Consider the following 22092-nt stretch of genomic DNA (forward strand, 5'->3'; position numbering starts at 1 on the left):
TATCCTCTATTCGGCAAAATGATGGTGTCCGATCTTGGCGACAACGTCCAGACTGGACCAGAACGCCCCCTTCGACACCTTCGGGTTAAAGAAGTAGACGGCTCCCTGCACGTTGTTCTTGCCATTCAGGGCATCCTTTGCGGCGCGCAATACGCTTGCGTTCGGCTTCGCCTTGTCGAGCAACCCATTATGCGCCGGCGGAAATTGCTTGCCGGAGTAGATAACATCTTTAACGCTGCTCGGGAATCGGGAATCCTTGACGCGGTTCAAAATAACGTTGGCGACGGCAAGCTGGCCTTCGTACGATTCGTAACCCGACTCCACCATCGTAATTTTCGCTAACAGCGTGTAGTCCTGCTCTGTAAAGGACTTGGCTGGTTTTTCCAGAACGGAGGGCATAACCACGCGCAGTTTGACGCCGGCCTTGACGGCATCCTTGCTCTTAAGCTCGTTGCGCTGAAGCAGCTCCGTTTCGCTCGTGCCAAATGCCTTGACCACGTCCGTCAGCGCATTCTCCTCGCTTATGACCGCAGGTTCAACCGTCGTCAACTCGGCGGCCTCTTCCTCTTTGTTCCACTTCACGGTAGCATGCAGAAGCTCGGCCACATGTCGCAGCGGCGCGTACATTCTGCCGTTCTCGATAAACGGCGCGGCATCCATCACATATCGCCCCTCGTTGAAATAGACGACTGGCACGCCATCTCCCAGAACGATTGTATCGCCTAAGGCGGTTTCGATCGTAGTCTCCTGATTCACTTTATCCCAGCTTACCTTCTTGGCGTCGAACAATTGCGCAATGAGCGCTACCGGAAGGAACAACCTCCCGTCCAGCATCATCGGCGGTTCGGACAGCTTCACTTGCTCTCCGTCGAGCTTGATGATGGCGTTCTTATCCGCCTTTGCTCCTTGCGGCGCGGCCGCGGCTGTCAGCGGCATGGCGAGGAGCAGCATTGCCGTCACTATAATATGTATCCATTGTTTATGAAATCGTCTGGCCTTTCCGATCTTGATTACCTCCTAGCAATCGCTTGTGCTGTGCTGCTTGGCTCTAGTCCCCTCAGGCTTCGCCAAATTATAGCACACTCGAAAACGTTTGCAGGATTAACTTTTTTTCAGAATTCGTGATCGCCGGGGGCAGATTCGTCGAAAATCATTCGTTGCAGAGGCCATTATATATGGAGATAAATACCTGAATTTAATTCGAATTCATGGCAAATTGTTTGTCGCCGATCAATAAAAAGCCAATGGTTCGGTTGCCATTATTGAACACATTCATGGATAAGTAATATACCTTCGAGGTGTCCCAAGGTTCTAGACGCGACGTTAATTTCTCCAAAATACCTTCCTCGTCCTTGAACAGATAAATAATGGAGCTGTCATAAAAGTCGCCGTAAGTTGATTCTTGTCCACGCGGACTTCCATATTGACTTAATACGTCCCGATAAGGCGTACCCAGTCCAATACCCCTAGTTGTCTTAAATCTGTCCGTCTCATTATCGGATGCATTGATAATAAAACCGACGGCCTTACCGTCCCGATAATACACTTGCAGGCCATCGTAATTATACCTTCCCACAAACTCATCAATGGGTTCACCCAGCTGTTTCTCCACGTCCTCCCTCGTCATGCCCAATTGTATTTCCGCGCCGGTTACGGCGTCCGTTATGCCAAGGTCATCCAACGTAAGCTCCCCGGGATCGTCGCTTACCCAGACAGTCTCCTGGTCGGGGTCCCAGAGCACTTCCTTGCCCAGCGATTCCCCCACGAACCGAATCGGCACATAGGTGGTCCCTTTGTACACAAACCCCTGCTTGTCCGGTGCCGGCTGCTTCTGCTCCCCGTCAATCATATACTTAATATCCTTAAAGAAAACCTCAATACGGGTCGAGCCGACCGCAGCGTACGCAGTAGTAGCGCTAAGCAGCGCGCAGCAAGCGAAGCCCGCAATAAACGATTTGAACGAAACGCGCATGGAAAGCTGCCTCCAAACTTGTTAAGATGATTAACGATTATCAAACATTCCCATTTTGTCACGAACGATCCGATTTTTCTATAAAAACTTGTAACGAATTCCTTCCCAGCCAGTCTTATTGTCGTAAGGACGTGAGAATGTGACCGATTTCGAGCAAATCTATGCCGATTACTTTAAGCCCGTCTATGCATTCGTACTTTCGCTAAGCCGTGATGCCGCCATCGCGGAGGATATTACGCAAGAAACGTTCCTCAAAGCAATAAAGAACATCGATGCGTTTAAAGGCGAATGCAAGATGAGTGTCTGGCTCTGCCAAATCGCCAAAAACAGCTATTTCACCTATGTGGACAAACAGAAGCGGATATCTCAGGATACCGCGATCGAACGCGCGAACTTACGGAGTCCGAATCTGGAAGACGCCTTGGCGAACAGAGAGCAAGCCTATCGCGTTCATCAGGCGCTTCACAAAATGGACGAGCCTTATAAGGAAGTGTTCACCTTGCGCATTTTCGGCGAGCTGTCGTTCGCCCAGATTAGCGGGCTGTTCGGCAAGACGGAAAGCTGGGCCAGGGTCACCTTCTATCGCGCCAAAAAAAGGCTGCTAGCCGAATTGAAGGAGGATTCCCCATGAAGGATACCACTTGCGACATCGTCAAAGACCTGTTGCCGCTGTACGCCGATGAGGTGTGCAGCCCTGCCAGCCGCCGCTTCGTCGAGGACCATATAACGAAGTGCGACGATTGCCGGATGGCACTCGCCGAGTTGGAAGCGGCGCTGCCGCTTTCGCCATCCGTTCTCGAATCGAATTCCCGGGAGGGCTCCGGGCTTCGTTCTCTCTCGAAGGTGTGGGGCCGCTCAAAGATGATGGCTTTTACGAAGGGTGCCGTCATTACCGTATCGATCTTCGCAGTATTGGTTTCCGGGTATATCGGGCTGTTCCAATGGAATATCCGCCCCGTGCCGTCGGACATGATTGAGATATCCGACGTGTCCCGCTTATCGGACGGTCGAATCGTCTATCATGTGTCCATAAAGGATGAATATGATCTGAATCGGACAAGCTTCGAATTCGACGAGAATGGCAACATGTACATCGTCCCTCTGCGTCCCGTTGTCAAAAAGAAAAAAATCGTAGATGTTGGTCTCTTCAACATGTACTACACCTTCGGCGAAGGCGAAAACAACGCCTACCAATTAAACGACGGCAATGGCCGCGAGATCGAAGCCCTCTACTTCGGAAGCAAAAAGGATTCCGTGCTCGTCTGGAAGAAAGGCATGGAGTTGCCTCCGGCCAGCGCAGAGGTAGAAGCCAACTTCGTCCAATAAAAGGCATGCATGAAGAGAATGCACTTTAATCAAGGTGAAACGGCTGTCGCCGTCCTTTGGCGGCGCAGTAAGTTTCAATCCGAGAAATAGTGGCCAAGTATAGAAGTAATTTAAAAGGGGCTGTCCGAGAAGTGAACTTTTAAGGTAGCCGGGTAGCGTTAGGCTGGCACCTAGCCAAACGTGTATGAAAATTCATACACAATCCACCAAACAGGCCGGATCCTGGCCAAACGTATGTGAAAATTCATACACAATCCACCAAACTGGCCGGATCCTGGCCAAACGTGTATGAAAATTCATACACAATCCACCAAATAGGTCAGCTCCTGGCCAAACGTGTATGAAAATTCATACACAATCCACCAAACTGGCCGGATCCTGGCATAATGGTTATCCAATAAATCAGTGAAAACGGAATGCAGAATGCCCCGTTTTGGTTAACTGTTAAGTGGCAGGCATCCCCCTCGCCACTTTCCCGAAAAAGCAGGTTCACAAATAAGTTGGACGGAAGACATTTTCCGCCCAACTTTTTATTTTGGAGACTTATTGGACAGCCCCTTTTTCCATTTCCGAATCTACATCTGCCGGCCCCTCAAGTTCAGTCTCAAGACCGAGGAGTCAAAACAGAGTGCAACATATACTGTTTATAACACATACAGTTAATGAGACAAGGAGTGAAAGCACATGACAACTTATGCTATCCATGTACGAGGGCTTTGCAAATCGTACAAAAACAAAAGCGTTCTGAACGGACTCGACCTCTCCGTACCCTCGGGGACCATCTTCGCGCTGCTGGGGCCGAACGGCGCAGGCAAAACAACGTTAATCCGCATCCTCTCCACGCTGGTATCCCACGATGCCGGGTCCGCAAGCATAGCGGGCCACGACGTGATCCGCGACCGCAAGGAGGTAAAGCGCTCCATCAGCTTGACCGGCCAGTTCGCGGCTGTCGACGAAGTGCTGACCGGCGAAGAGAACCTGATGATGATGTGCCGATTATCCGGATTATCCGGTGCGGAAGCCCGCAAAAGAACAAATGAGCTGCTAAAGCAATTCCAACTGCAAGATGCGGCCGGCAAACGCGCCAAAACCTACTCCGGAGGCATGCGCCGCCGCCTGGATCTCGCGCTCAGTCTTGTCGCCAATCGCTCCGTCCTGTTCCTTGACGAGCCGACGACGGGTCTGGATACGATCAGCCGCCGCGCCCTGTGGGAGATGATTCTGGCGCTCAAGCAGCAAGGCATTACGATACTGCTCACGACGCAGTATCTGGAAGAAGCCGACGAGTTAGCCGATCGAATCGCCGTTATTCACGGCGGACACATCGTGGCCGAGGGCACCTCGGAAGAGCTGAAGGCCAGAGTCGGCGGAGAAGTCATCGAGCTGCGCGACGGCAACGACGAGCTCTTGACCTCCATACCAACGACCGGAGGCCTCACCGACATCCGTCAAACCATAAACGAGCTCGTCGGCCTCTATCCGCCCGACACTCGGATCGGAATCCGCAAGCCAAGCATGGACGATGTGTTCCTCGCACTTACACAAGCGCAGGTAGAAACGGCGAACAAGGAGGTATCCGCAGGATGAAAACGTTATGGACGACTAACATCGTATTTATCGGGCGCAGCCTGCGCCACAGCATTCGAAATGTCGAGGCTTTGCTCATGGCCATTATGCTGCCCATATTCCTTATGCTGCTTTTTACTTATGTATTCGGCGGGGCTATCTCCTCCGGCGGCGATTATGTCAATTATGTCGTTCCCGGCATCATTTTGTTATGCGCCGGCTTCGGCGCCTCCAGTACGGCCGTCGACGTGGCGACCGATATGACAAACGGCATCATCGACCGGTTTCGGACGATGCCGATTCAGGCGACGGCCGTCATAACGGGTCACGTCGCGGCCAGCCTCGCGCGCAATCTCGTCGCTACCTGCATCGTGATCGGCGTCGCGTTGCTCGTCGGCTTCGAGCCCAGCGCAAGCTTCGTGGAGTGGCTGCTGGCAGTGGGACTCGTCGCCTTGTTCATTCTGACTTTCACCTGGCTGTTCGCGGCGATCGGTCTCGTAACCGGCAGTCCGGCGGCCGCGAGCGGCTACGGCTTCGCGCTGCTGTTCCTCCCATACCTGTCCAGCGCGTTCGTGCCGACGGAGACGATGCCTTCGTGGCTGCAGGGGTTCGCGAACCACCAGCCCATCACGCCCGTCATCGAGACCATCCGAAGCCTGCTGTCCGGCAGCCCTGCCTCCGATCACGGCTGGCAAGCACTCCTATGGTGCGGAGGAATATTGGCCGGCGCCATGATCTGGGGCGCCATTGCATTCGCCCGAAAATCCGGGGACTAACGAACACAAGAAGTATCGCTCCGGACAGCAATTGAGCAATAATGCTCAATTTTGCGAGCCAAGCTCGCCTCAGAACAGCAAATTGTACAAATATACACAAATCTCATCCGCAAAAGGAGATTTTGATTCATTGTCGGGGCGGATTTGTGTATATACGATCAATTTCTCTGGTTTCCAGTATAAACGGGTGAAAATTTGTGTATATAGGTACAATTCCCGCAGGCCGCGCCCCTAAGTAGTCGGACGATATGAAATATAATTTTCAGCGGAACGTGGTGAAACGTATAGCGAAAGTATGAGTAAACTCATATGCTTTTCTATACGTCAAAGTGAACCGGCTACGCCGTCCTGTGGCGGCGCGGAGCGTTGCCTTCCGAGATATTGAGAGAACGCATGGCGAATGGATTGCTTACCTAAATTAAAAAATCACTCACGCGTCCTTCCCGGAGAGGTAGGGGCGATGAGTGATTTTTTTTCGAAGCCATGTGCAGGATTCTTATGTCAGCTTTCGCTTCATCTCGATATATTGCTCGATGCCGTCCAGGATGCGCTCCAGCCCGAAATCCAGATCGTCCTTGATTGGGTTGTCCGCCTCGTCCGTATACGCTCCCGACATGACGAGGGGATGCAAGTAAGGGTACTGGTCCGGCTTGATCAACTCTTGCAGCGCGGCCGTATAATTTTGGCCATGGAAGCTGTCCATGGAGCCCTTTTCCTTCATCACAAGCGCGACGTCGCGCTCGATCATGCCGCAAGCTCTGGAGTAGCTGCTGACAAGCAGCAGGAACGACATTTTCTCAAAATGGTTGACGGGAAAGTCCCTCATAATGCGCATCATCCAGTCGAGGATACGGAGGTTATGAGGCATAAGCGGCAAACTCTCGAACGGAATATCCGCATACCATGGATGCTCGCGGAATACCGCAACGGACAGTGCCACGTATTCCTTCATCCGTTCCCGCCATGACTCCCCGCTCCGCTCCTCCGGTATAGGGAAGTCGCACACCGCGTCCTGCATAAGCAGAAGGAGATCGTTTTTGCTTGCGATGTATCGATACAGCGACATCGTCGTGTACCCGAGCGACTGGGCCACCCGGCTCATCGACACCGCCGTAAGCCCTTCTTCGTCGGCAATGGCAATCGCCGCTTGCACGATCTGGGGAACGCTTAGTTCCCCCTTGGGCCCTCTGCGTCCCTTCTTCGTAATGCCCCAGCTCAGCTTCACGCTGTCCGGCAGCACTTTCAGCTTCTCATCCCGCTCGTTCTCTTCATTCCGTGTCATCGTGACCTTCTTCACCGCCGTCGTCCGCTATTTGTGTATTTGATATACAGTATAGCATACAGGGCGAGGGAGGCAACGACTCAGGCACAGCGGAATCAGTCCCCGCCGCCGGAGCCCGGGAGCACAAGCTCGAACCCCGTCTCGCTGTCGCTGCAGCCCGCGAGAGTATAGACCGTCCCTTGCTCCGTTTCCTGCGCCTCGATTCCATCGCAGAAATCCGTTCGGTCCACCGGCGTTCCATATGCATCATGAGTATTGTCGTACCTGAGTCTGAGCGAATCCCCGTTATGGATCAGATTACGAAAGATTGGATCGCCCTCTTTCGTATAGTAGACGACCTGAATGTCGGCGAGCTCTCCCCTTTCTACATGGTCTACAAAAGAAAGCCAATTCTCCGCATTGCGAACGCCCCCGGACAGCTCGGCTACGATATCTCCGTTCTCGGCAGCCTTGTCGGCATCATAGCCGATGCCCCAGATCAGCTCTACAAGCTCCTTCGTCGACTTCTCCGTCAGCGTGTACCCTGTTCCCGTGTCGCTCACATACGTAAACATGCCGCGGTTGCTCCGCTGGTCCAGCCACAAGTGAATTTGCTTCCGCTTGCCGTTTTGGTCGATCACGACGTCGTAATCCGGGAAGTCGATATCCAGCTGCCCTCTCATTTTATCCCCCGTCTGAATCGCCTTGGCGAAGGCCTCTATTTCCTTTTTCCCGTCGAATATGCCGTATGGCTTGTCGTTTACGCGAGCGAATTCGATGGAGCGGGAGACGACAACCCGATCGACTTGAGCGCCCCCTGGCTCGCCCGACGGTGTCCCGGAAGATTTCCCGCTGCATCCCGCCGACACGATCGAGACGAACATCATGCTGACGATCAGAAACATCATGTATTTGATTCTTCGCACAATACAACCCCCTTTATGTAGATCCCTAATCTCTTTGACGACGCCGGAGGGCGAAAAGGTGCATCCTTTCCATATTTGGCATTGCACAACCCCGCTTCTTGCTCATTTCTGCTCCGTGCGCCTGTGCGGCCAAGCGCGCAAAAAAACGCCGCCCGAGTCCAAGCCCGTGCGGCGATTTCTTCTTGTATGCGGTGCATGGAGCCGACCTGGCCCCGGCATGAACCGTAATTTTTATTCGTACCAGTAGCCCTTATGGCCCTTCTCGATACGCATCAACGCTTCCATATAGTAATAGTCGCCCCAGATCATGTAGTCGTCCGGGGAGTGGCCTCCGCGCACGCTGTAAGAGCCGCGCTCAAGCAGCCCTTGCGCATCCGGCTTGCCCACTGTGGAGTATCCTTCCGCAAGTCCCTTCATCGTCTGCTCCAGACCTTTCTCGAGGGTTGCGCGATCCTCATGATCCGCCGGCAGTACCTTGAGCAGCTCCAGAATGCCGCATGCCGTGATGGCCGAAGCCGAGCTGTCGCGTTTTGTCTCCGCGTTAACGGGGGCGTCGAAGTCCCAGTAGACGACAAGATCTTCCGGCAGACGCTCCAGGAAATATTTCGCCAGCCGAATGGAAGTCTCGAGATACTGCTCGTTTTTGGTATAGTGGTAGGATAGCGCAAAACCATAGATACCCCATGCCTGTCCGCGCGTCCACGTCGAGCCGTCCCTATAGCCCTGATGCGTGCCTCCGCGCAGCGCGTCGCCCGTCTCCTGATCGAAGTAGAACGTATGGTACGAGGAATCGTCTCCGCGAACGAGGAAACGGCGGCTTTGTTCCGCATGCGCTACCGCAACGTCGTAATATTTCTGTTCTCCTGTAACCTTGTGCGCCCAGTAGAGCAGCGGCAGGTTCATCAGACAGTCGATAATGATTCGACCGCCATTCTGAGGATCTCCCTTCGGTCCCCAAGCCTGGATAATGCCGATCTCCGGACGCCAGCGGTCCAGCAGGACATCCGCCGCTTTGATCGTCAGCTGCTTCGCCTCTTCGTCGCCTTCAATCATCCATTGCGCCTTCGACGACAGCGAGTACAGGAAACCGATATCGTGATGATCCAGCGCAATATTGTTTTCGAGGCGCTTCTTGAAGCTGGCTACCGTACGGCGGGCCGCTTCCTTAAAGCTCTCGTCTCCCGAATATTCGTAACAGAGCCATAGCAGGCCCGACCAGAAGCCGTCCGTCCAATCCGTATTGTCATTAAGCAGGTATTGATCGTTTAAGCTGACATGCGGGAATAAATCGCCGTAACGCTCAATGTTTTGTTTCGTTTTCTGTACCACGTCGTCCATAATTTGCTGCCACATGCGCATCCCTCTTCCCATTGGTTTCTACCTATGAGGATACCAGATGTTGCGTTGCGACAGTTCAGTTGTCTTGTGATAGACTATAGTTAAATTGCGATTAATAATCGGCCGGACAACTCTTATCAAGGAAGGAGAACGATATGAGCCGCATCTCTTTCGTCGATTTTCAGGAGGCGCCTATCCACGCCAAGCTGTATCGGGAGGCAGAGCCTGGCTATCGGGGCTACTTTCATTACCATCAAGGCATCGAACTGCTATACGTCCACGAAGGGGAAGGCAGCGTCGTGCTCGATCAGACGGTCTACACCATCGAGCCCGGCACCTTGTTCCTCTTTCAGCCCTATCAGCTTCATTATGTGAAAGCGCTGACGGATCACTCGCCTTACACCCGCTCCATCATTCACTTCGAGCCCAATACGGTAGCGGGCACGCTCCAAACCTTCGGCAGTCTGGCCGCCGGACTTAGGCGCATTTGGAAGGATCGATTGACGACGCATGTGTTCCGCGGCTTCTCCAGCCGCCATCCCGTGGAGCCGCTCCTCCTCTATTACAATTCTCTGCTAGAGAAGGCGCCGCCGGAGGGCCGCCATATGCTGCATGCCGCCCTGCTTATGCAGTTGCTCGTCTTTCTGGAGAGCGAAGGCGCTTATCCGCAGGACAGGTTGCCGTCCGCCTCCCGCTCCGCCTCGCACACCGAAGCTATCCTGGAGTGGATCGAGCAGCACTTTCACGAGCCGTTCCAACTGGAGAAGCTCGCAAGCGACCTGCACCTATCCAAGTATCATGTCTCCCATCTGTTCCGCGAGGAAACGGGTCATACGGTGACCGACTATTTGCTGGCCCGCCGCGTACAGGAGGCCTGCCTGCTGCTCGCTTCCACCGATCTGTCCATCGAGGCGGTCGGAGCGCGGGTGGGCTGGCCCATCCCGTCCCACTTCTCCAGCCAGTTCCGCAAGTGGGTGGACAGCACGCCGTCGCAATATCGCAGCAAGCAGGCCAAGCTGTTGGCTTCGCGGCAAAATATGCCGACTTGACGGTTCCTATGGGCTGCCAGGACGAAAGAACGAGAGAACGATGAGGCTTGCCCAATAGTGTTCCCAGATCATGCGAACATTTTTGGGGCTGCCTCTTTTAGGATAACCGTTCAGGACTTCCGTTTAGTCCATTCAGAATGTCCAATCAGGACTTCCTCCCTCGAAACTGCTCGCTCACCATCGCGACAAACGACTCTACGCCGTATTCCCGCTGATTCCCATCTCCGCGCTCCCGAACCTGCAGGCTTCCTCCGGCTTGCTCCTTGTCGCCGACAACGGCGACGAACGGAATTTTCGCCAGGCCGGCTTCGCGCATGCGGTAGCCCAGCTTCTCGTTACGCTTGTCGACTTCGGCTCTAATGCCGGCGGCGGCCAGCTTCTCACGCAGCTCCGACGCATAGACCTCGTGCGCGCCCGCCACAGGCAGCAGCATCACTTGAACCGGCGCCAGCCATAGGGGGAACGCCCCCGCGTAATGCTCGATCAGTATGCCGAGGAACCGGTCGATGGAGCCGTACACGGCGCGGTGGATCACAATCGGCGTCCGCTTCCCGTTCCGTTCGTCGATATACGACAAGCCGAATTTCCCGGGCATCTGGAAGTCGAGCTGCACCGTGCCGCATTGATGGCTGCGGCCTAATGCATCCTTAATGTGGAAGTCGATCTTCGGTCCATAGAACGCACCGTCGCCGGCATTTACCGCATAAGGCGCTTGGGCCGCCTCAAGCGCTCTGCGCAGCCCCGCTTCCGCCAGCTCCCACTGCTCGTCGCTGCCCATGGAATGCTGCGGCCTTGTCGACAGCTCCAGGCTGTACGCGAAGCCGAACAGCTCGTAGACGGACTTGATCAGCTCGATTGTCCGCAGGATCTCCTCCTCGACCTGATCCGGCCGCACGAACAGATGCGCATCGTCCTGGCAGAACGTCCGCACGCGGAACAGTCCGTTCAGCGCTCCGCTGAATTCGTAACGATGCACCTGGCCGAACTCCGCATACCGGATGGGCAGTTCCTTGTACGAATGGCGTTTGCTCTTGAACATCAGCATATGTCCCGGGCAATTCATCGGCTTGACCGCTACCTGCGTGTTATCCAGCTCCGAGAAATACATATTCTCGCGGTAATGCTCGAAGTGGCCGGACTGCTCCCACATGGCCCGGTCCATGATGAACGGCGTCCGCACCTCTTCGTATCCGAACTTCTGCAGAAATTCCCGTGCCAGACGCTCCAGCTCGTTCCGAAGGATCGTCCCTTTGGGCAGATAAAACGGCATGCCCGGGGCCTCATCCGCGAACATGAACAGCTCCAGCTGCTTGCCGAGCTTGCGATGGTCGCGATGCTGCGCCTCCTCCTGCCAGATCAGATACGATTCCAGCTCCTCCGCGCTTTCGAATGCAACGCCGTAGATCCGCTGCAGGACCGCATTGCCGCTGTCGCCTTGCCAATACGCGCCAGCCACGCTTAGCAGCCTGAACGACAATTCCGCGCTCTCTGCATCATTCGGCGGCATTCCCTCTTCAAGTATCAGATCCAGGTAGGCATCCCGTTTCAGCAGCAGGACCTCATCCTCGTCCCTGTCCTCGTCCTTGTCCGCCTCGCGAAGCAGTTCCACCTTCCAAAGCTCGCCCTTCTCCTCGAACAAACGCTGCGCCTCCGCGCGCGATAGCCGCATGACGCTTCGCCGCGACGATTCCGCCGCAACGCTCCTCATCTCCTCCTGTATGGCCGCCAGCTCGGCGGATGTCGGAACGGACGACTCCCCCAGGAAGTCGAAGTCATAATAAAATCCCTGATTCACGAGGCCGCCCATGCCTAGCTTGGCCTCCGGATATAATCGCTTTACCGCCTCCGCGAGCAGCAGGGCCGCTGCCCTTCCCGCTTGTTCCGATTGCTGTACTTGCTTGCTCATCGTCTTCATCTCCTTATTTTTATGGGTTCGGAAAAACAAAAAAAGCCCGTCCGCATAGGGACGAGCGTGCTCGTGGTTCCACCCAAAGTTCGATCCGCGCGAGGAGCCTCCCGGAGTAACCGGGAATTGGGCCATGCATGCGAATCCTTCGACGTTCTGTAACGGGAACTCCCGGCGGTTCATAGTCTCCGTTGCCTGCGCGAGGCGCACGGATTTCCGAATCGCGGCTGCAAGGGGGTACGCGTCTTCCATGTCCGAAGGGGCTTTCAGCACGGGGCCCCTCTCTCTGTCGGCATGCGTAAGCCGCACATGTCCTTGGTTATAGCCGATTGGTATGTTGTTGGTCTTATCGATGGATGAGGCGCTCCCGTTCGTAGAAATCAAAAAAAGCGCCTCATCCGCAAAGGGACGAGCGCGCTCGTGGTTCCACCCAAATTCAATTCGTCTCTCGCGGCGGCGAACCGCCAGACGAATCCTTGTGTTTTCTGTAACGGGAATACCCGGCAAGCCTTACACTTCCGGCGGCGAGGCCTCGCTGGCGGAATTTCAAACTTGCGGCTGCAAGGCGGTAAACGAATGTCATGACCTAAGGGGCTTTCAGCCGGGTCCCCTCTCTCTGGGCGGTATGTGCAATCCTTCATGTCCTTGATCATTGCCTTTGGATTTGTCATTCATTCTATTCTCATTGACCGGAATTGTCAATTCCCTTCGCAGCCCGTATTCGCAAGCGAACGATTGCCGAGCTTCTCGTCGATGAAGGCCACGACCTTGGCCAGTTCCTCCATCTGCGCGCGGACCTTCTCCCTATGGCTTTCCATCATGTCGATCAAGTCCTGATGTTCCGTCAGATCGCCGTCGAGCGAGATGCCCAGGAATGGCTTCATCTCCTCCAGCGACAATCCCGCCTTCTTTAGGCAGAGCAGCAGCTTCATCATGGCAATATCATCATCCGTATAACGGCGGTGACCGTTCTCCTTCCTTACCGGCGGCGGCAGGAGCTGTATTCTCTCATAGTAACGAATCGTATCCCCCGATAATCCGGTATGCGACGAGGCCTGCGCAATCGTATAGGTTCGTTCTGCGTTCATCTCAGCTCTCTCCTTGCTCCGATTCATCGTATTCTTCCGATTATATAAGTTGGAGCCGGCTCCAAGTCAAGCTTCCAATCCCTTTCAAAAAAAGCCCTTGACTTGAAGCCAACTCCAAGTTCTACAATGCATCTAATTACATCGCATCTGCGACCCACCGCCATGAAGGAGGCATGATACTCTATGACCACGATGACAAGAAACAACCAAAACGAACGGGTAGCGCTTATTACCGGCGCTAGCCACGGCATTGGCCTGGAGCTCGCTCGCTTGCTGCTGAGGGAAGGCTGGCAGGTCATTGCCCTCAACCGTTCGGAGCTTCCCAAGGACGATGAGCTGCTGAACGGGATGCTGCGGACTTCCAAGCTCAGAACATACCGCGGGGATCTCTCCGATTATGCGAGCCTAAGGAAAGTGCTGGAAGAAATCCACGCGCATGAAACCCGAATCGACGTCCTCTACAACAACGCGGGAGGCAGCTTCTCCGAGCTGCTTTACTCCAGGCAGGGACGCGAGCTTCATTACGAGCTGCATACCGTCGTGCCGTACATTATTTACAACGAGCTTAAGGAGCTGTTGCTGCAAGGCGACAGACCTACCGTCGTGGGCACTTCGTCGAATGCGGCCGGGATGGTCAAACGTCTGGATCCCGGGAAGCTGGCCTCCCCGGAATCCTTCAAGAAGCTGCTTGGCCCCTATGCCGACTCCAAGCTGGCCCTGTCGTTATGGACGCAGGAACACGCGGCGGCCGCAGAGGCCGAAGGCATTCGGCTTCTCAGCGTCGATCCCGGCGGCAACAATACGATCCGGAGCAGCAATAGCGGCGGCCTGCCTTTGCCCGTCCAATTGTTGATGAGGCTGTTTTTCCCGCCTCCGACGCACGGCGCGGCACGGCTTCGCGACGGTGCGGCAGGCGCAGCTCGGCATGCAGCCGGTACATTCGTATCCAAAGGAGCTCCGCGGGCCTTGAAGTTCCGGCAGCATGGCCCTGCCATTTTGCGGCAGGTGGACGAGATTTACCGCAAAGAGTATTTGAAGCAGGGCTGATATGCCGCCTGAGGCGCGGTACCCTATTCGGCGTGTCGAGGCTGCGGCACCTGTGGAAAGCAAATCCGGAGACGAGCTGCGAGAAGCCGCATGACTCCCCCTTTGCTCTCCGCATGCCCCAGTTCAATCTACCTATACTCGCTCCAGAAGCTCCGGCAGCTCCCGCCAATGCCCTTCAATCCAGCGCAGCTCCCTAAGAAACCGCGCCAGCAACTCGCGAAGCTCGCTCTCGACGCGAACCTCCGTGCGCAGCCACCAGATGGATTCGATAAGATAGAGCATGCGAATCGCTCGAACCAACAATTCGCAAGATGCCGCTGCGTGCTCGCGATACCCGTCCATAAACGCGCGAACTCCGTCTATGCGCAGTCCCCCGTCTTCTTGCAACGCTCCGGACAGGATGGCCCTCGCAACGTCGATCTCCGGATAAGCCATCGTCATCCGATCGAAGTCGACGATGCCTGCGACTTTTCTGTCGCCCAGCAGGATGTTGTCTACCCACAAATCCCAGTGCAGCCAGCCTTGCCGACTTGCCGCGAACTCGCCGAAGTCCGCGGCTTCTACGATAGCGCGCGAGCGGTCCAGCCAGTCCAGCACGATCTCGTCGCCTGCCGCGGCCGCCGTATTCCGGTTTCCTTCCCAATCTATCAGGTAAGCCGCACGGTCCGGTTCCCATGCTGGCTTGCTCAAAGGCGGCACATGCGACAGCCAGGCGTGCATACGTCCCGTCGATTGCCCAAGACTGTTAAGCTGATTGTCATTCATGCTGCCGGCCTGCACGGTCCCGCCTTCCACCCAGTCCATAAACGCGACATGCATCCCCGACGGGGTCACCAACAGACGCCGGTCATCGGTCGTTCGCACTCGTGGGCAAGCAACACCGGCAGCGTGAAGTCCGTTTTGCAGCTCCAGCGTTCGCTCGATGGCCGCCTTGCGATCCGGGCGGGCATGGAGCTTGTACCGGTCGGGATGATAATATTTGGCGAATAGCGGGCCTTGATCCGTATCGATCTTCCACTTCACGTTAAGCCAGCCCTTGTCGATAGGAGTTGCGCGGATATATCGGATACCGAATTCCATGTCTAGCAGCGCTGCGAGTTCTTCCTCCCCATTCATCTCAAATGCCCCTTTTCCCCCGAATGAACAGCTTCTTCTATCGTACATGACCAAGACCGAAATTGCTCGTATTCCGCACAAAGAGGAGCAGCAGAGCCGGGCCTGAGTTGGCGCGCCCCCGCCGGGATGACATATAATGGAGAGGGCCAAGCTATACCGGCATGGCTTTCGCGAATGGCAACCCAATCATGGATCGGAGGAATCGCAATGATCGTCAAGTACCATGGACACTCATGTATTCAAATTACGGAAGGCGAACATTCCGTCATCATTGACCCCTTCTTGACAGGCAACCCCACGGCCATCGCAGGACCTGAAGAGGTGAAGGTGCAATACATTTTGCTGACGCACGCGCACGGCGACCATACCGCAGACGCGGAAGCCATAGCTCACGCGAACGACGCCACCATTATCGCAACGTACGAGCTTGCAACTTACTACTCCTGGAAGGGACTTAAGACGATCGGCATGAACATCGGCGGAAGCCTGGACATCGGTTTTGCCAAGGTTAAGCTCGTCCATGCGTTCCACAGCTCCGGCATGATCGTCGAGAAGGGCCAAATTCTGTACATGGGCATGCCCGGCGGATTCGTCATCGATTGGAATGACACGACGCTTCTCCATACCGGAGACACCGGCTTGTTCGGCGATATGAAAATGATCGGAGAACGCCACGACATCGATCTTGCTTTCCTGCCCATCGGCGATCTGCTGACCATGGGACCGGAAGATGCGCTCACGGCCGCGGTGTGGCTGCAGGCGAAGGCCGTTATCCCCATCCATTACAATACGTTCCCCGGCATCGTGCAGGATCCCGACAAGTTTGCAAAAGCTCTGGAGGAGCAAGGCATGAAAGGGATTGCGCTCTCTCCCGGCGCTTCTTACGAACTGAACTCCTGAGTCCGGCCTCCTTCCTTAGCGATTTGCTCTAATCGTCTACGCGTCTCTGTCTCTGGAAACCGGGACTCCTAATGCCTGCCTGAACATGAATCACCCCCGCCATAGTGGCGGGGGTGATTCATGTGTATGGGATTGTCCGCAGCAGCGTCAAATCACTTCCAGCTGCTCCCGATGCGGCAGCGCCGGATGCGGGACATGCGGCTCCGTCTGGTACCAGTACGCGACGGAAGAGATATCGTCCTGCAGCGGCAAGTACTTGCCGCCCGAGCGCCAGCCCAGCGCCTGGACCGTCACTCTGAAGTCCGTCTCGAACCGGATGGGATCCATCACATGCCAGCGGTACATGCCGAAGCGTTGGTTGGCGCGGTACAGCCCGTCCGCCTTAATATGCTGATGCATGCCGAGGAACGGCGTGGAATACGTGACGTATTGACCGTCCATATCCCAGTTCCAGGCGCCGCCGAAATAATCCTCCAGTCCCGTACCGCAGATCGTCGGGAATTCCGTGTCCCCGTCCATATAACATTTGACCTCGCCCTCGCCCCACCAGTTGTTGCTGTTGACCTGCCAGGCCAGATAGGTGCCGACGTAATGCCCCTTGCCGCGGATGCCGTCCACGATCGTATGCACGTCCATGTAAGCCAGCGGGTTGCTGCGCCGCCACTGCGCGTGGAAATACGCCATGTCATCCGGCACGGAGGTAAGCGTATAATTGATTTGATAATAAAGCACCTTCCGCTCCGTCCCCACGTTCTCCATCGTGAACCGCGCCCGCTTGCGGAAAGGCATTTCCCAGTAGCTGTTGAACCCGTTGGCAGGATTAACGGAGATCGGCAAGGAGTTGACTAGACTGCGCTCGCACCATCCATTGCAAAAGAAATCTCCTGCCGGCACGCGAACCGAAGGCTCCGTTTCGTCATCCCAGTAGATATTGAGGATCAAATGCCGCCATGATTCCACGGGGCAAGTCAGCCAAATATGCTGAATGACGCCCGGTCCGGCAATGTCCGCCATCGTAAACGCCGTGCCCGGCTCCACTTGAACGCAAGGCGAAATTTTCCACCCTTGTCCCAGCGTACCCGATGGACCGAGTCCTTCCCCTTCGGTGGCCATTCCGCCTTTGCCCTTTTCTCCCGTGAAATTTTCCGGCGATACCGACCGCGTTACCGCGTTCGAAAGTCTCGCCAGATTGCCCAGCCCCATTCCCGTACCGTTAAAATCGTAGTTCATCGCCAATCAACCTCCATGTCATCTGTTATATGCCGGCGGCTTGCGGATCGAAAGCGCCTGCATTCGCAATAATGCCATTATAACGGGGATGCCGGAGAACGGATTTAGCAATTGTATAGTTTCTTTTGGCGATTATAATGGAAGGAGAGTCAAGAGGTCGCAGACTTTGACAATAGGGAAGTCCTGGAGGTTAACGATGGAGCTGTCGTCGGTACAAACGCTGTCGCCTTATGTGCGGGTGGCCATGGATCATTGGCTCCATCCCGGTACGGTGCTGGACGAGCGAATGTTATGGGATTATGAGTTGCTATACGTGAAGCAAGGGACGCTCGAGGTCGAATTCGGACATGAGACGATCGTGGCGGGGAGCGGCGACGTCCTATTGTTCAAGCCCCGCCAGCCGCACGTCCTTCGCGTGCCGGAGCACGGCCCCGTGCATCAGCCCCATATTCACTTCGACCTGCACGAAACGTTTGACAGCTCCGAGGTGCCCGTCTCCTTCAAGCACGAGAAGGATATGACCCCGGAGGAGAAACGCTGGTTCCGCGACGATCTGCTATCGGGTCCCGAGCTCAGGCTGGGCAGCCTGATCCGGCTCCAAACCGTCCATCCCTTCGAGGAACTGCTGTTCAGAATTATTCGCGAGCAAGAGATGAGACTTCCCTATTATCAAGTTCGGGTAAAAAGCTTGCTCCTGGAGCTGCTCGTCTGTCTCCTCAGGGATGCGCAAGCTCCGCAACTGAAGCGAACAAGCGGGAAAGGTTCCGTCAGGCTCGAAGATATCCAGCTCTATCTGAGCGAGAACGCCGGCCGCGAGCTGGCTTTGGAGGAGCTGGCGGAGCAGTTCCACCTGAATAAGCATCATCTCATTCGGCGCTTTAAAGAAACGCACGGCATTACTCCGATCCAATTCCATCAGCAGATGCGGGTCGAACGGGCGCGCAGCCTGCTTAAGCACTCGCTTCTCAGCGTGCAAGACATCTCCGATATGCTCGGCTACCCAAGCATTCACGCCTTCAGCCGCGCTTTCAAAAACAAAGAGGGCCGCAGCCCCAGCGCCTATCGCGAGGCGGCTACCTCCTGAAACTGATGACTGACGAAAACATCGGGCCATATCCGGTCCAGCGGCGAAGAAGGACTAACCTTCGTTATCCTTCTTCCCGTCTTACCTACTCCACTACTGTGATCTTTGTATACACATCGCCGTCATAATGACTGTCCACGACGTCCTGCGTCAAGGAGAAGTTGCAGTGCGCGGCTATCAAATATTGTCCGGCAGGCAGCTTCAGCTCTTTTTCCGCGTAGAAGGCTCTCCAGAACTCCGCATCGGGATCATCGGAGCTGTAACCACCGCTCTTCACGAACGGGAACTCCATCGTCTCTCCCCGAGCGAATTTCATGGGCGTCAAATCCGAGGTGCTGGCACCGTCCATATCGAAGTCCTTCCCGTCTGTCAGAGTGAAGCCGACCTTGGCGCTGCTGGATCCCCATACCGTAAACTCTTTCTCGTCCCCCGTGTATGTCAGCGAAGCCGATAGCACAATGGGCTCTCCTTCTTTATAAGTCGTCTTCTCCACGTTGAGCCGCATCTCGAACGGCTCTCCCTTATGCACGAGCTTCGGATTGTCCATCCTCTCCGCCACAATCGGATTGGTGGTGGAAGAAGGCCCCTCCGGCCGCTCTTCCCCGCCGCAAGCTATCAACAATACAATCGCCGCCAGCCATAACAAGGCAAGTCCTGATAATCTGTTCATCGTCCAGCGTCCCCTCTCTACTCCGGCCTGTTGTGTAATGGTATAGACGCTCCGCGTCGCCCAATTGTTCCCGACCGGAGACGAAAAAGAAAGAAGATCGCAAGCCCCCCTATCAGGAGGTCCTTGCGATCTTCTTCCTTGATGCCGGTTGTTTATTGACGGTTATTTATTGCCGGTTGTTTATTGACGCATATGCTTCTTACGCGCCGGCACCGCAGCATTTTTTGTATTTTTTGCCGCTGCCGCAAGGACACGGTTCGTTGCGGCCGATCTTCTGCTTCGTCTGGAAGCTGTAGACGTCGGCCTTCGGCATGTCTAGCGGTGCCGGACGGTCGGCGAGAGGAGCAACCGCGGCAGCGTTCGCGCCTTGAGGGTGCAGCACCGGGCCGGCGCCTTGCCTATAGGCGGACATCTCTTCCGGCGAATGGCCTTTGAGCACCCACATCCGCGTATGATTATGGAAGGACGCCAGCGCATCCATCAACTCGTTCATTTCCTTGTCCGATCCCAGCTCCAGATGCTCCATTAATTGAATAAGCAGATCATTCATCGAAGCGCCGTTCTGAATGGCGGACGCGGCTTCGTCGGCCATGATGTCCAGACTTTTGGCGTCTACTCGCCAATGCTTGCGCAAGACGGACGCGAACTTCTTGTAGCCTTCATGACGATCCACATAATCGTGCGCGGCTGCACGGATGACCTCCGGCTCCGCAAATGGATAATAAGGAAGATTGGGGCGATTTTGCTGCTCGGCAATCAACTCGGACGGATCTTTTAACATGAAGTTCCATACGTTATCTTCGTCGTAATTAAGACTATAATCATAAAAGGCCAGATCGCAGACAACTCTCCAGAAAGCCGTTTCGTCGACCGGCTCGCCCGTAAGCCTCTCTACATGCCCGGTTAACGTCTCCTTGTCCATGTATCCATAGTAGAACAGGAGGCCTCTCGTCAGATTAGCCCAACGTTCGTTGCGTCTCAGCAAATCCATCTGCTTGTCCAGATCCAGCGTCTTCAGCTTCGCGACGACTTCCTGCGGCATAAAGACATAATCGTCCATCGCGAAGAGCAAACCATATTGCTGAAAATACATGGAATCATAATTGTCGTCGATTTTTTTTATAGAAACGATGCCGTCCGGCGCTTTCATGACGCTCTGCAGCACCGTAAAGCGTTCGATGTCCATTCGCTCTAGGCTGTCTTCCATCTTGTCGACGATCTCGGCAGTCAATCGTTTGGCGAGGTCGGCTTTATTGAGTTGGCTGACGCCTCGAACATCCAGCGCTTGGCGCAATTCGGTCAATTCGTCTTTTTTGAGCTTACCCAGGATTTCCGTCAAAGTCATCTTGTTCGGTTTTACTGTTGGCATAACGATAATCTCCTTGTTTGGCTTACAATTTACCTTGTTCATACTAATTACTAAGATAATAGTATAACAGATAACGCCTTAACGCGCAGACATGGGATGCAACCCTCTATTTGCCGCGAACATAGCAAGCATTATGCCATACAGATCAGGTTTCGCACTATATGAATCCTTCGATTGCGGCATCATAATAAAGCTTAGTAATATGATTATAAACGTTGCGGAGGGATTACAAACATGCCTTACACGGCTAATGGCAATCGATACAACGAAATGGTATATAACCGATGCGGCAACAGCGGCATCAAGCTTCCCGCCATATCGCTCGGATTATGGCATAACTACGGCGGACAGGATGTGTTCGAGAACGGAAGAGCGATCGCGCGCACGGCGTTCGACGCCGGCATTACCCACTTCGATCTCGCGAACAATTATGGACCGCCCTATGGCTCAGCGGAGGAGTCCTTCGGCCAAATCTTGCAAAAGGATCTCGCCCCTTACCGGGACGAGCTGATCATCTCGACCAAGGCAGGCTACGACATGTGGCCGGGTCCATACGGGAACTGGGGCTCCAAGAAGTATCTCGTGGCCAGTCTGGATCAAAGCCTCCGCCGCATGGGTCTGGATTACGTCGATATCTATTACCATCATCGTCCGGATCCCGACACGCCGCTCGAAGAAACCATGTCCGCGCTGGACCTCATCGTTCGTCAAGGAAAGGCGCTGTATGTCGGCATCTCCAATTACAGGGAGGCCGAGGCGCGCGAAGCCGCGGCTATTTTGAAGCGGCTTGGCACGCCTTGCCTGATCCATCAAGCCAGCTACTCCATTTTGGACCGCTGGATCGAAGGCGGCCTGCATAACGCGATGAACGAGGAGGGCGTCGGCATCATCGGCTTCGTGCCGCTTGCGCAAGGCGTCCTCACGAACAAATATTTAAACGGGATTCCCGCCGATTCCCGTGCAGCCGGGCATAGCCGCTTCCTGAACAAGGACAGCATCCCGGATTGGAAACTGGCTATTGTCCGTCAGTTGAACGAACTGGCCGCGCAGCGCGGTCAAAGCCTGGCGCAGATGGCGCTCGCCTGGGTTCTGCGCGACGGCGGCGTCACATCCGCGCTTATCGGCGCAAGCAAGGTCAGCCAGATCGAAGAGAACGTCCGCGCGCTGGACAACCTGACGTTCTCGGCCGAAGAGCTCGAGCTGATCGACCGGATTTCGAAGGGCGACGGCGCGCAAGCGTAAGCCGGCCGGTAACGTCGAACGGAGAACCCCGGACGGAAACTCCGGACGGACGATTCATCGAACGGAAACGCTGGACGACGATTCATCGAACGGAGAACGCCGGACGGAAACTCCGGACGGACGATTCGTCGAACGGAAACGCTGGACGACGATTCATCGAACGGAGAACCCCGGACGGACGATTCGTCGTCTGGCCAACCCGAGACGTTTGCCAACGCTATCCGGC

20 protein-coding genes are annotated in these 22092 nt (G+C 55.2%); 9 read left to right on the forward strand and 11 right to left on the reverse strand.

The genetic code is table 11. The features are described 5' to 3' along the window. Positions 1-6: 6 nt before the first annotated feature. Entirely contained in the window at positions 7-951 is a 945-nt protein-coding gene (locus tag B1748_RS17225; RefSeq protein WP_256975735.1) for a cell wall hydrolase, read from the reverse strand. Positions 952-1195: 244 nt separating this feature from the next. Then, on the reverse strand, positions 1196-1972 hold the full coding sequence (locus B1748_RS17230; RefSeq protein ID WP_087569175.1) for a stalk domain-containing protein: 777 nt from the start codon (positions 1970-1972) through the stop codon (positions 1196-1198). A 139-nt stretch (positions 1973-2111) separates the two neighbouring features. On the opposite strand from B1748_RS17230, the gene B1748_RS17235 reads away from it, so the two are divergent. From B1748_RS17235 to B1748_RS17250, 4 genes are all read left to right on the forward strand, one after another. Further along, entirely contained in the window at positions 2112-2603 is a 492-nt protein-coding gene (locus B1748_RS17235) for an RNA polymerase sigma factor (protein WP_087569176.1), read from the forward strand. Then, positions 2600-3298 (forward strand): zf-HC2 domain-containing protein, encoded by a 699-nt coding sequence (locus B1748_RS17240; protein ID WP_087569177.1) that lies wholly within the window; start codon positions 2600-2602, stop codon positions 3296-3298. Before B1748_RS17235 ends, B1748_RS17240 begins: the two co-directional genes overlap by 4 nt. Positions 3299-3982: 684 nt before the next feature. Continuing rightward, positions 3983-4885, forward strand: a complete 903-nt coding sequence (locus B1748_RS17245; RefSeq protein ID WP_087569178.1) for an ATP-binding cassette domain-containing protein — start codon at positions 3983-3985, stop codon at positions 4883-4885. After that, entirely contained in the window at positions 4882-5640 is a 759-nt protein-coding gene (locus tag B1748_RS17250; RefSeq protein WP_087569179.1) for an ABC transporter permease, read from the forward strand. The genes B1748_RS17245 and B1748_RS17250 overlap by 4 nt, the downstream gene beginning before the upstream one ends. A gap of 496 nt (positions 5641-6136) precedes the next feature. Here B1748_RS17250 and B1748_RS17255 read toward each other — a convergent pair whose 3' ends face one another. The 3 genes from B1748_RS17255 to B1748_RS17265 all read right to left on the reverse strand — a co-directional run bounded on the left by B1748_RS17255 (position 6137) and on the right by B1748_RS17265 (position 9186). Beyond that, complete coding sequence (locus B1748_RS17255; protein WP_087569180.1) at positions 6137-6922, reverse strand: TetR/AcrR family transcriptional regulator; 786 nt, start codon at positions 6920-6922, stop codon at positions 6137-6139. A gap of 95 nt (positions 6923-7017) precedes the next feature. Further along, a complete protein-coding gene (locus B1748_RS17260) occupies positions 7018-7827 on the reverse strand; it encodes a DUF4362 domain-containing protein (RefSeq protein WP_087569181.1) in 810 nt (269 codons plus the stop codon). A 231-nt stretch (positions 7828-8058) separates the two neighbouring features. Next, a complete protein-coding gene (locus B1748_RS17265; RefSeq protein WP_087569182.1) occupies positions 8059-9186 on the reverse strand; it encodes a glycoside hydrolase family 88 protein in 1128 nt (375 codons plus the stop codon). 134 nt (positions 9187-9320) lie between these two features. Between B1748_RS17265 and B1748_RS17270 the strand changes: the two genes are divergently transcribed. Further along, positions 9321-10214, forward strand: coding sequence for an AraC family transcriptional regulator (locus B1748_RS17270; RefSeq protein ID WP_087569183.1), 894 nt, complete (start codon positions 9321-9323; stop codon positions 10212-10214). A gap of 145 nt (positions 10215-10359) precedes the next feature. Here the strand turns inward: B1748_RS17270 and thrS are convergent, their stop codons facing one another. Both thrS and B1748_RS17280 read right to left on the reverse strand, forming a co-directional pair. Further along, positions 10360-12504 (reverse strand): threonine--tRNA ligase, encoded by a 2145-nt coding sequence (thrS, locus tag B1748_RS17275; RefSeq protein ID WP_087569184.1) that lies wholly within the window; start codon positions 12502-12504, stop codon positions 10360-10362. A 314-nt stretch (positions 12505-12818) separates the two neighbouring features. Continuing rightward, a complete protein-coding gene (locus tag B1748_RS17280; RefSeq protein WP_087569185.1) occupies positions 12819-13208 on the reverse strand; it encodes a MerR family transcriptional regulator in 390 nt (129 codons plus the stop codon). Between the two features lie 183 nt (positions 13209-13391). Here B1748_RS17280 and B1748_RS17285 point away from each other — a divergent pair, with 183 nt between their 5' ends. Continuing rightward, positions 13392-14255, forward strand: a complete 864-nt coding sequence (locus B1748_RS17285; protein ID WP_256975734.1) for an SDR family NAD(P)-dependent oxidoreductase — start codon at positions 13392-13394, stop codon at positions 14253-14255. Positions 14256-14387: 132 nt separating this feature from the next. Here B1748_RS17285 and B1748_RS17290 read toward each other — a convergent pair whose 3' ends face one another. Then, a complete protein-coding gene (locus tag B1748_RS17290) occupies positions 14388-15371 on the reverse strand; it encodes a phosphotransferase (RefSeq protein WP_179215639.1) in 984 nt (327 codons plus the stop codon). 207 nt (positions 15372-15578) lie between these two features. On the opposite strand from B1748_RS17290, the gene B1748_RS17295 reads away from it, so the two are divergent. Next, on the forward strand, positions 15579-16271 hold the full coding sequence (locus tag B1748_RS17295) for a metal-dependent hydrolase (RefSeq protein WP_087569187.1): 693 nt from the start codon (positions 15579-15581) through the stop codon (positions 16269-16271). Between the two features lie 147 nt (positions 16272-16418). Here B1748_RS17295 and B1748_RS17300 read toward each other — a convergent pair whose 3' ends face one another. Next, positions 16419-17501 carry a glycoside hydrolase family 172 protein gene (locus tag B1748_RS17300; RefSeq protein WP_087569188.1) on the reverse strand — a complete coding sequence of 361 codons (1083 nt, stop codon included), beginning with the start codon at positions 17499-17501 and terminating at the stop codon, positions 16419-16421. A gap of 196 nt (positions 17502-17697) precedes the next feature. Between B1748_RS17300 and B1748_RS17305 the strand changes: the two genes are divergently transcribed. Beyond that, positions 17698-18585 carry an AraC family transcriptional regulator gene (locus B1748_RS17305; protein WP_179215640.1) on the forward strand — a complete coding sequence of 296 codons (888 nt, stop codon included), beginning with the start codon at positions 17698-17700 and terminating at the stop codon, positions 18583-18585. Positions 18586-18670: 85 nt separating this feature from the next. Here B1748_RS17305 and B1748_RS17310 read toward each other — a convergent pair whose 3' ends face one another. Continuing rightward, positions 18671-19255, reverse strand: a complete 585-nt coding sequence (locus tag B1748_RS17310) for a hypothetical protein (protein ID WP_087569190.1) — start codon at positions 19253-19255, stop codon at positions 18671-18673. Positions 19256-19454: 199 nt separating this feature from the next. Next, the gene (locus B1748_RS17315; protein ID WP_179215641.1) at positions 19455-20624 is read right to left on the reverse strand and encodes a YecA family protein; all 1170 of its coding nucleotides are present in this window, start codon (positions 20622-20624) and stop codon (positions 19455-19457) included. 234 nt (positions 20625-20858) lie between these two features. Between B1748_RS17315 and mgrA the strand changes: the two genes are divergently transcribed. Continuing rightward, positions 20859-21866: an L-glyceraldehyde 3-phosphate reductase gene (gene mgrA / locus B1748_RS17320; protein WP_087569192.1), complete on the forward strand. Its 1008-nt coding sequence runs from the start codon at positions 20859-20861 to the stop codon at positions 21864-21866. Positions 21867-22092: the final 226 nt, after the last annotated feature.

The sequence above is a fragment of the Paenibacillus sp. MY03 genome (assembly GCF_002165585.1).
In the GTDB taxonomy this organism is placed as follows: domain Bacteria; phylum Bacillota; class Bacilli; order Paenibacillales; family Paenibacillaceae; genus Pristimantibacillus; species Pristimantibacillus agaridevorans.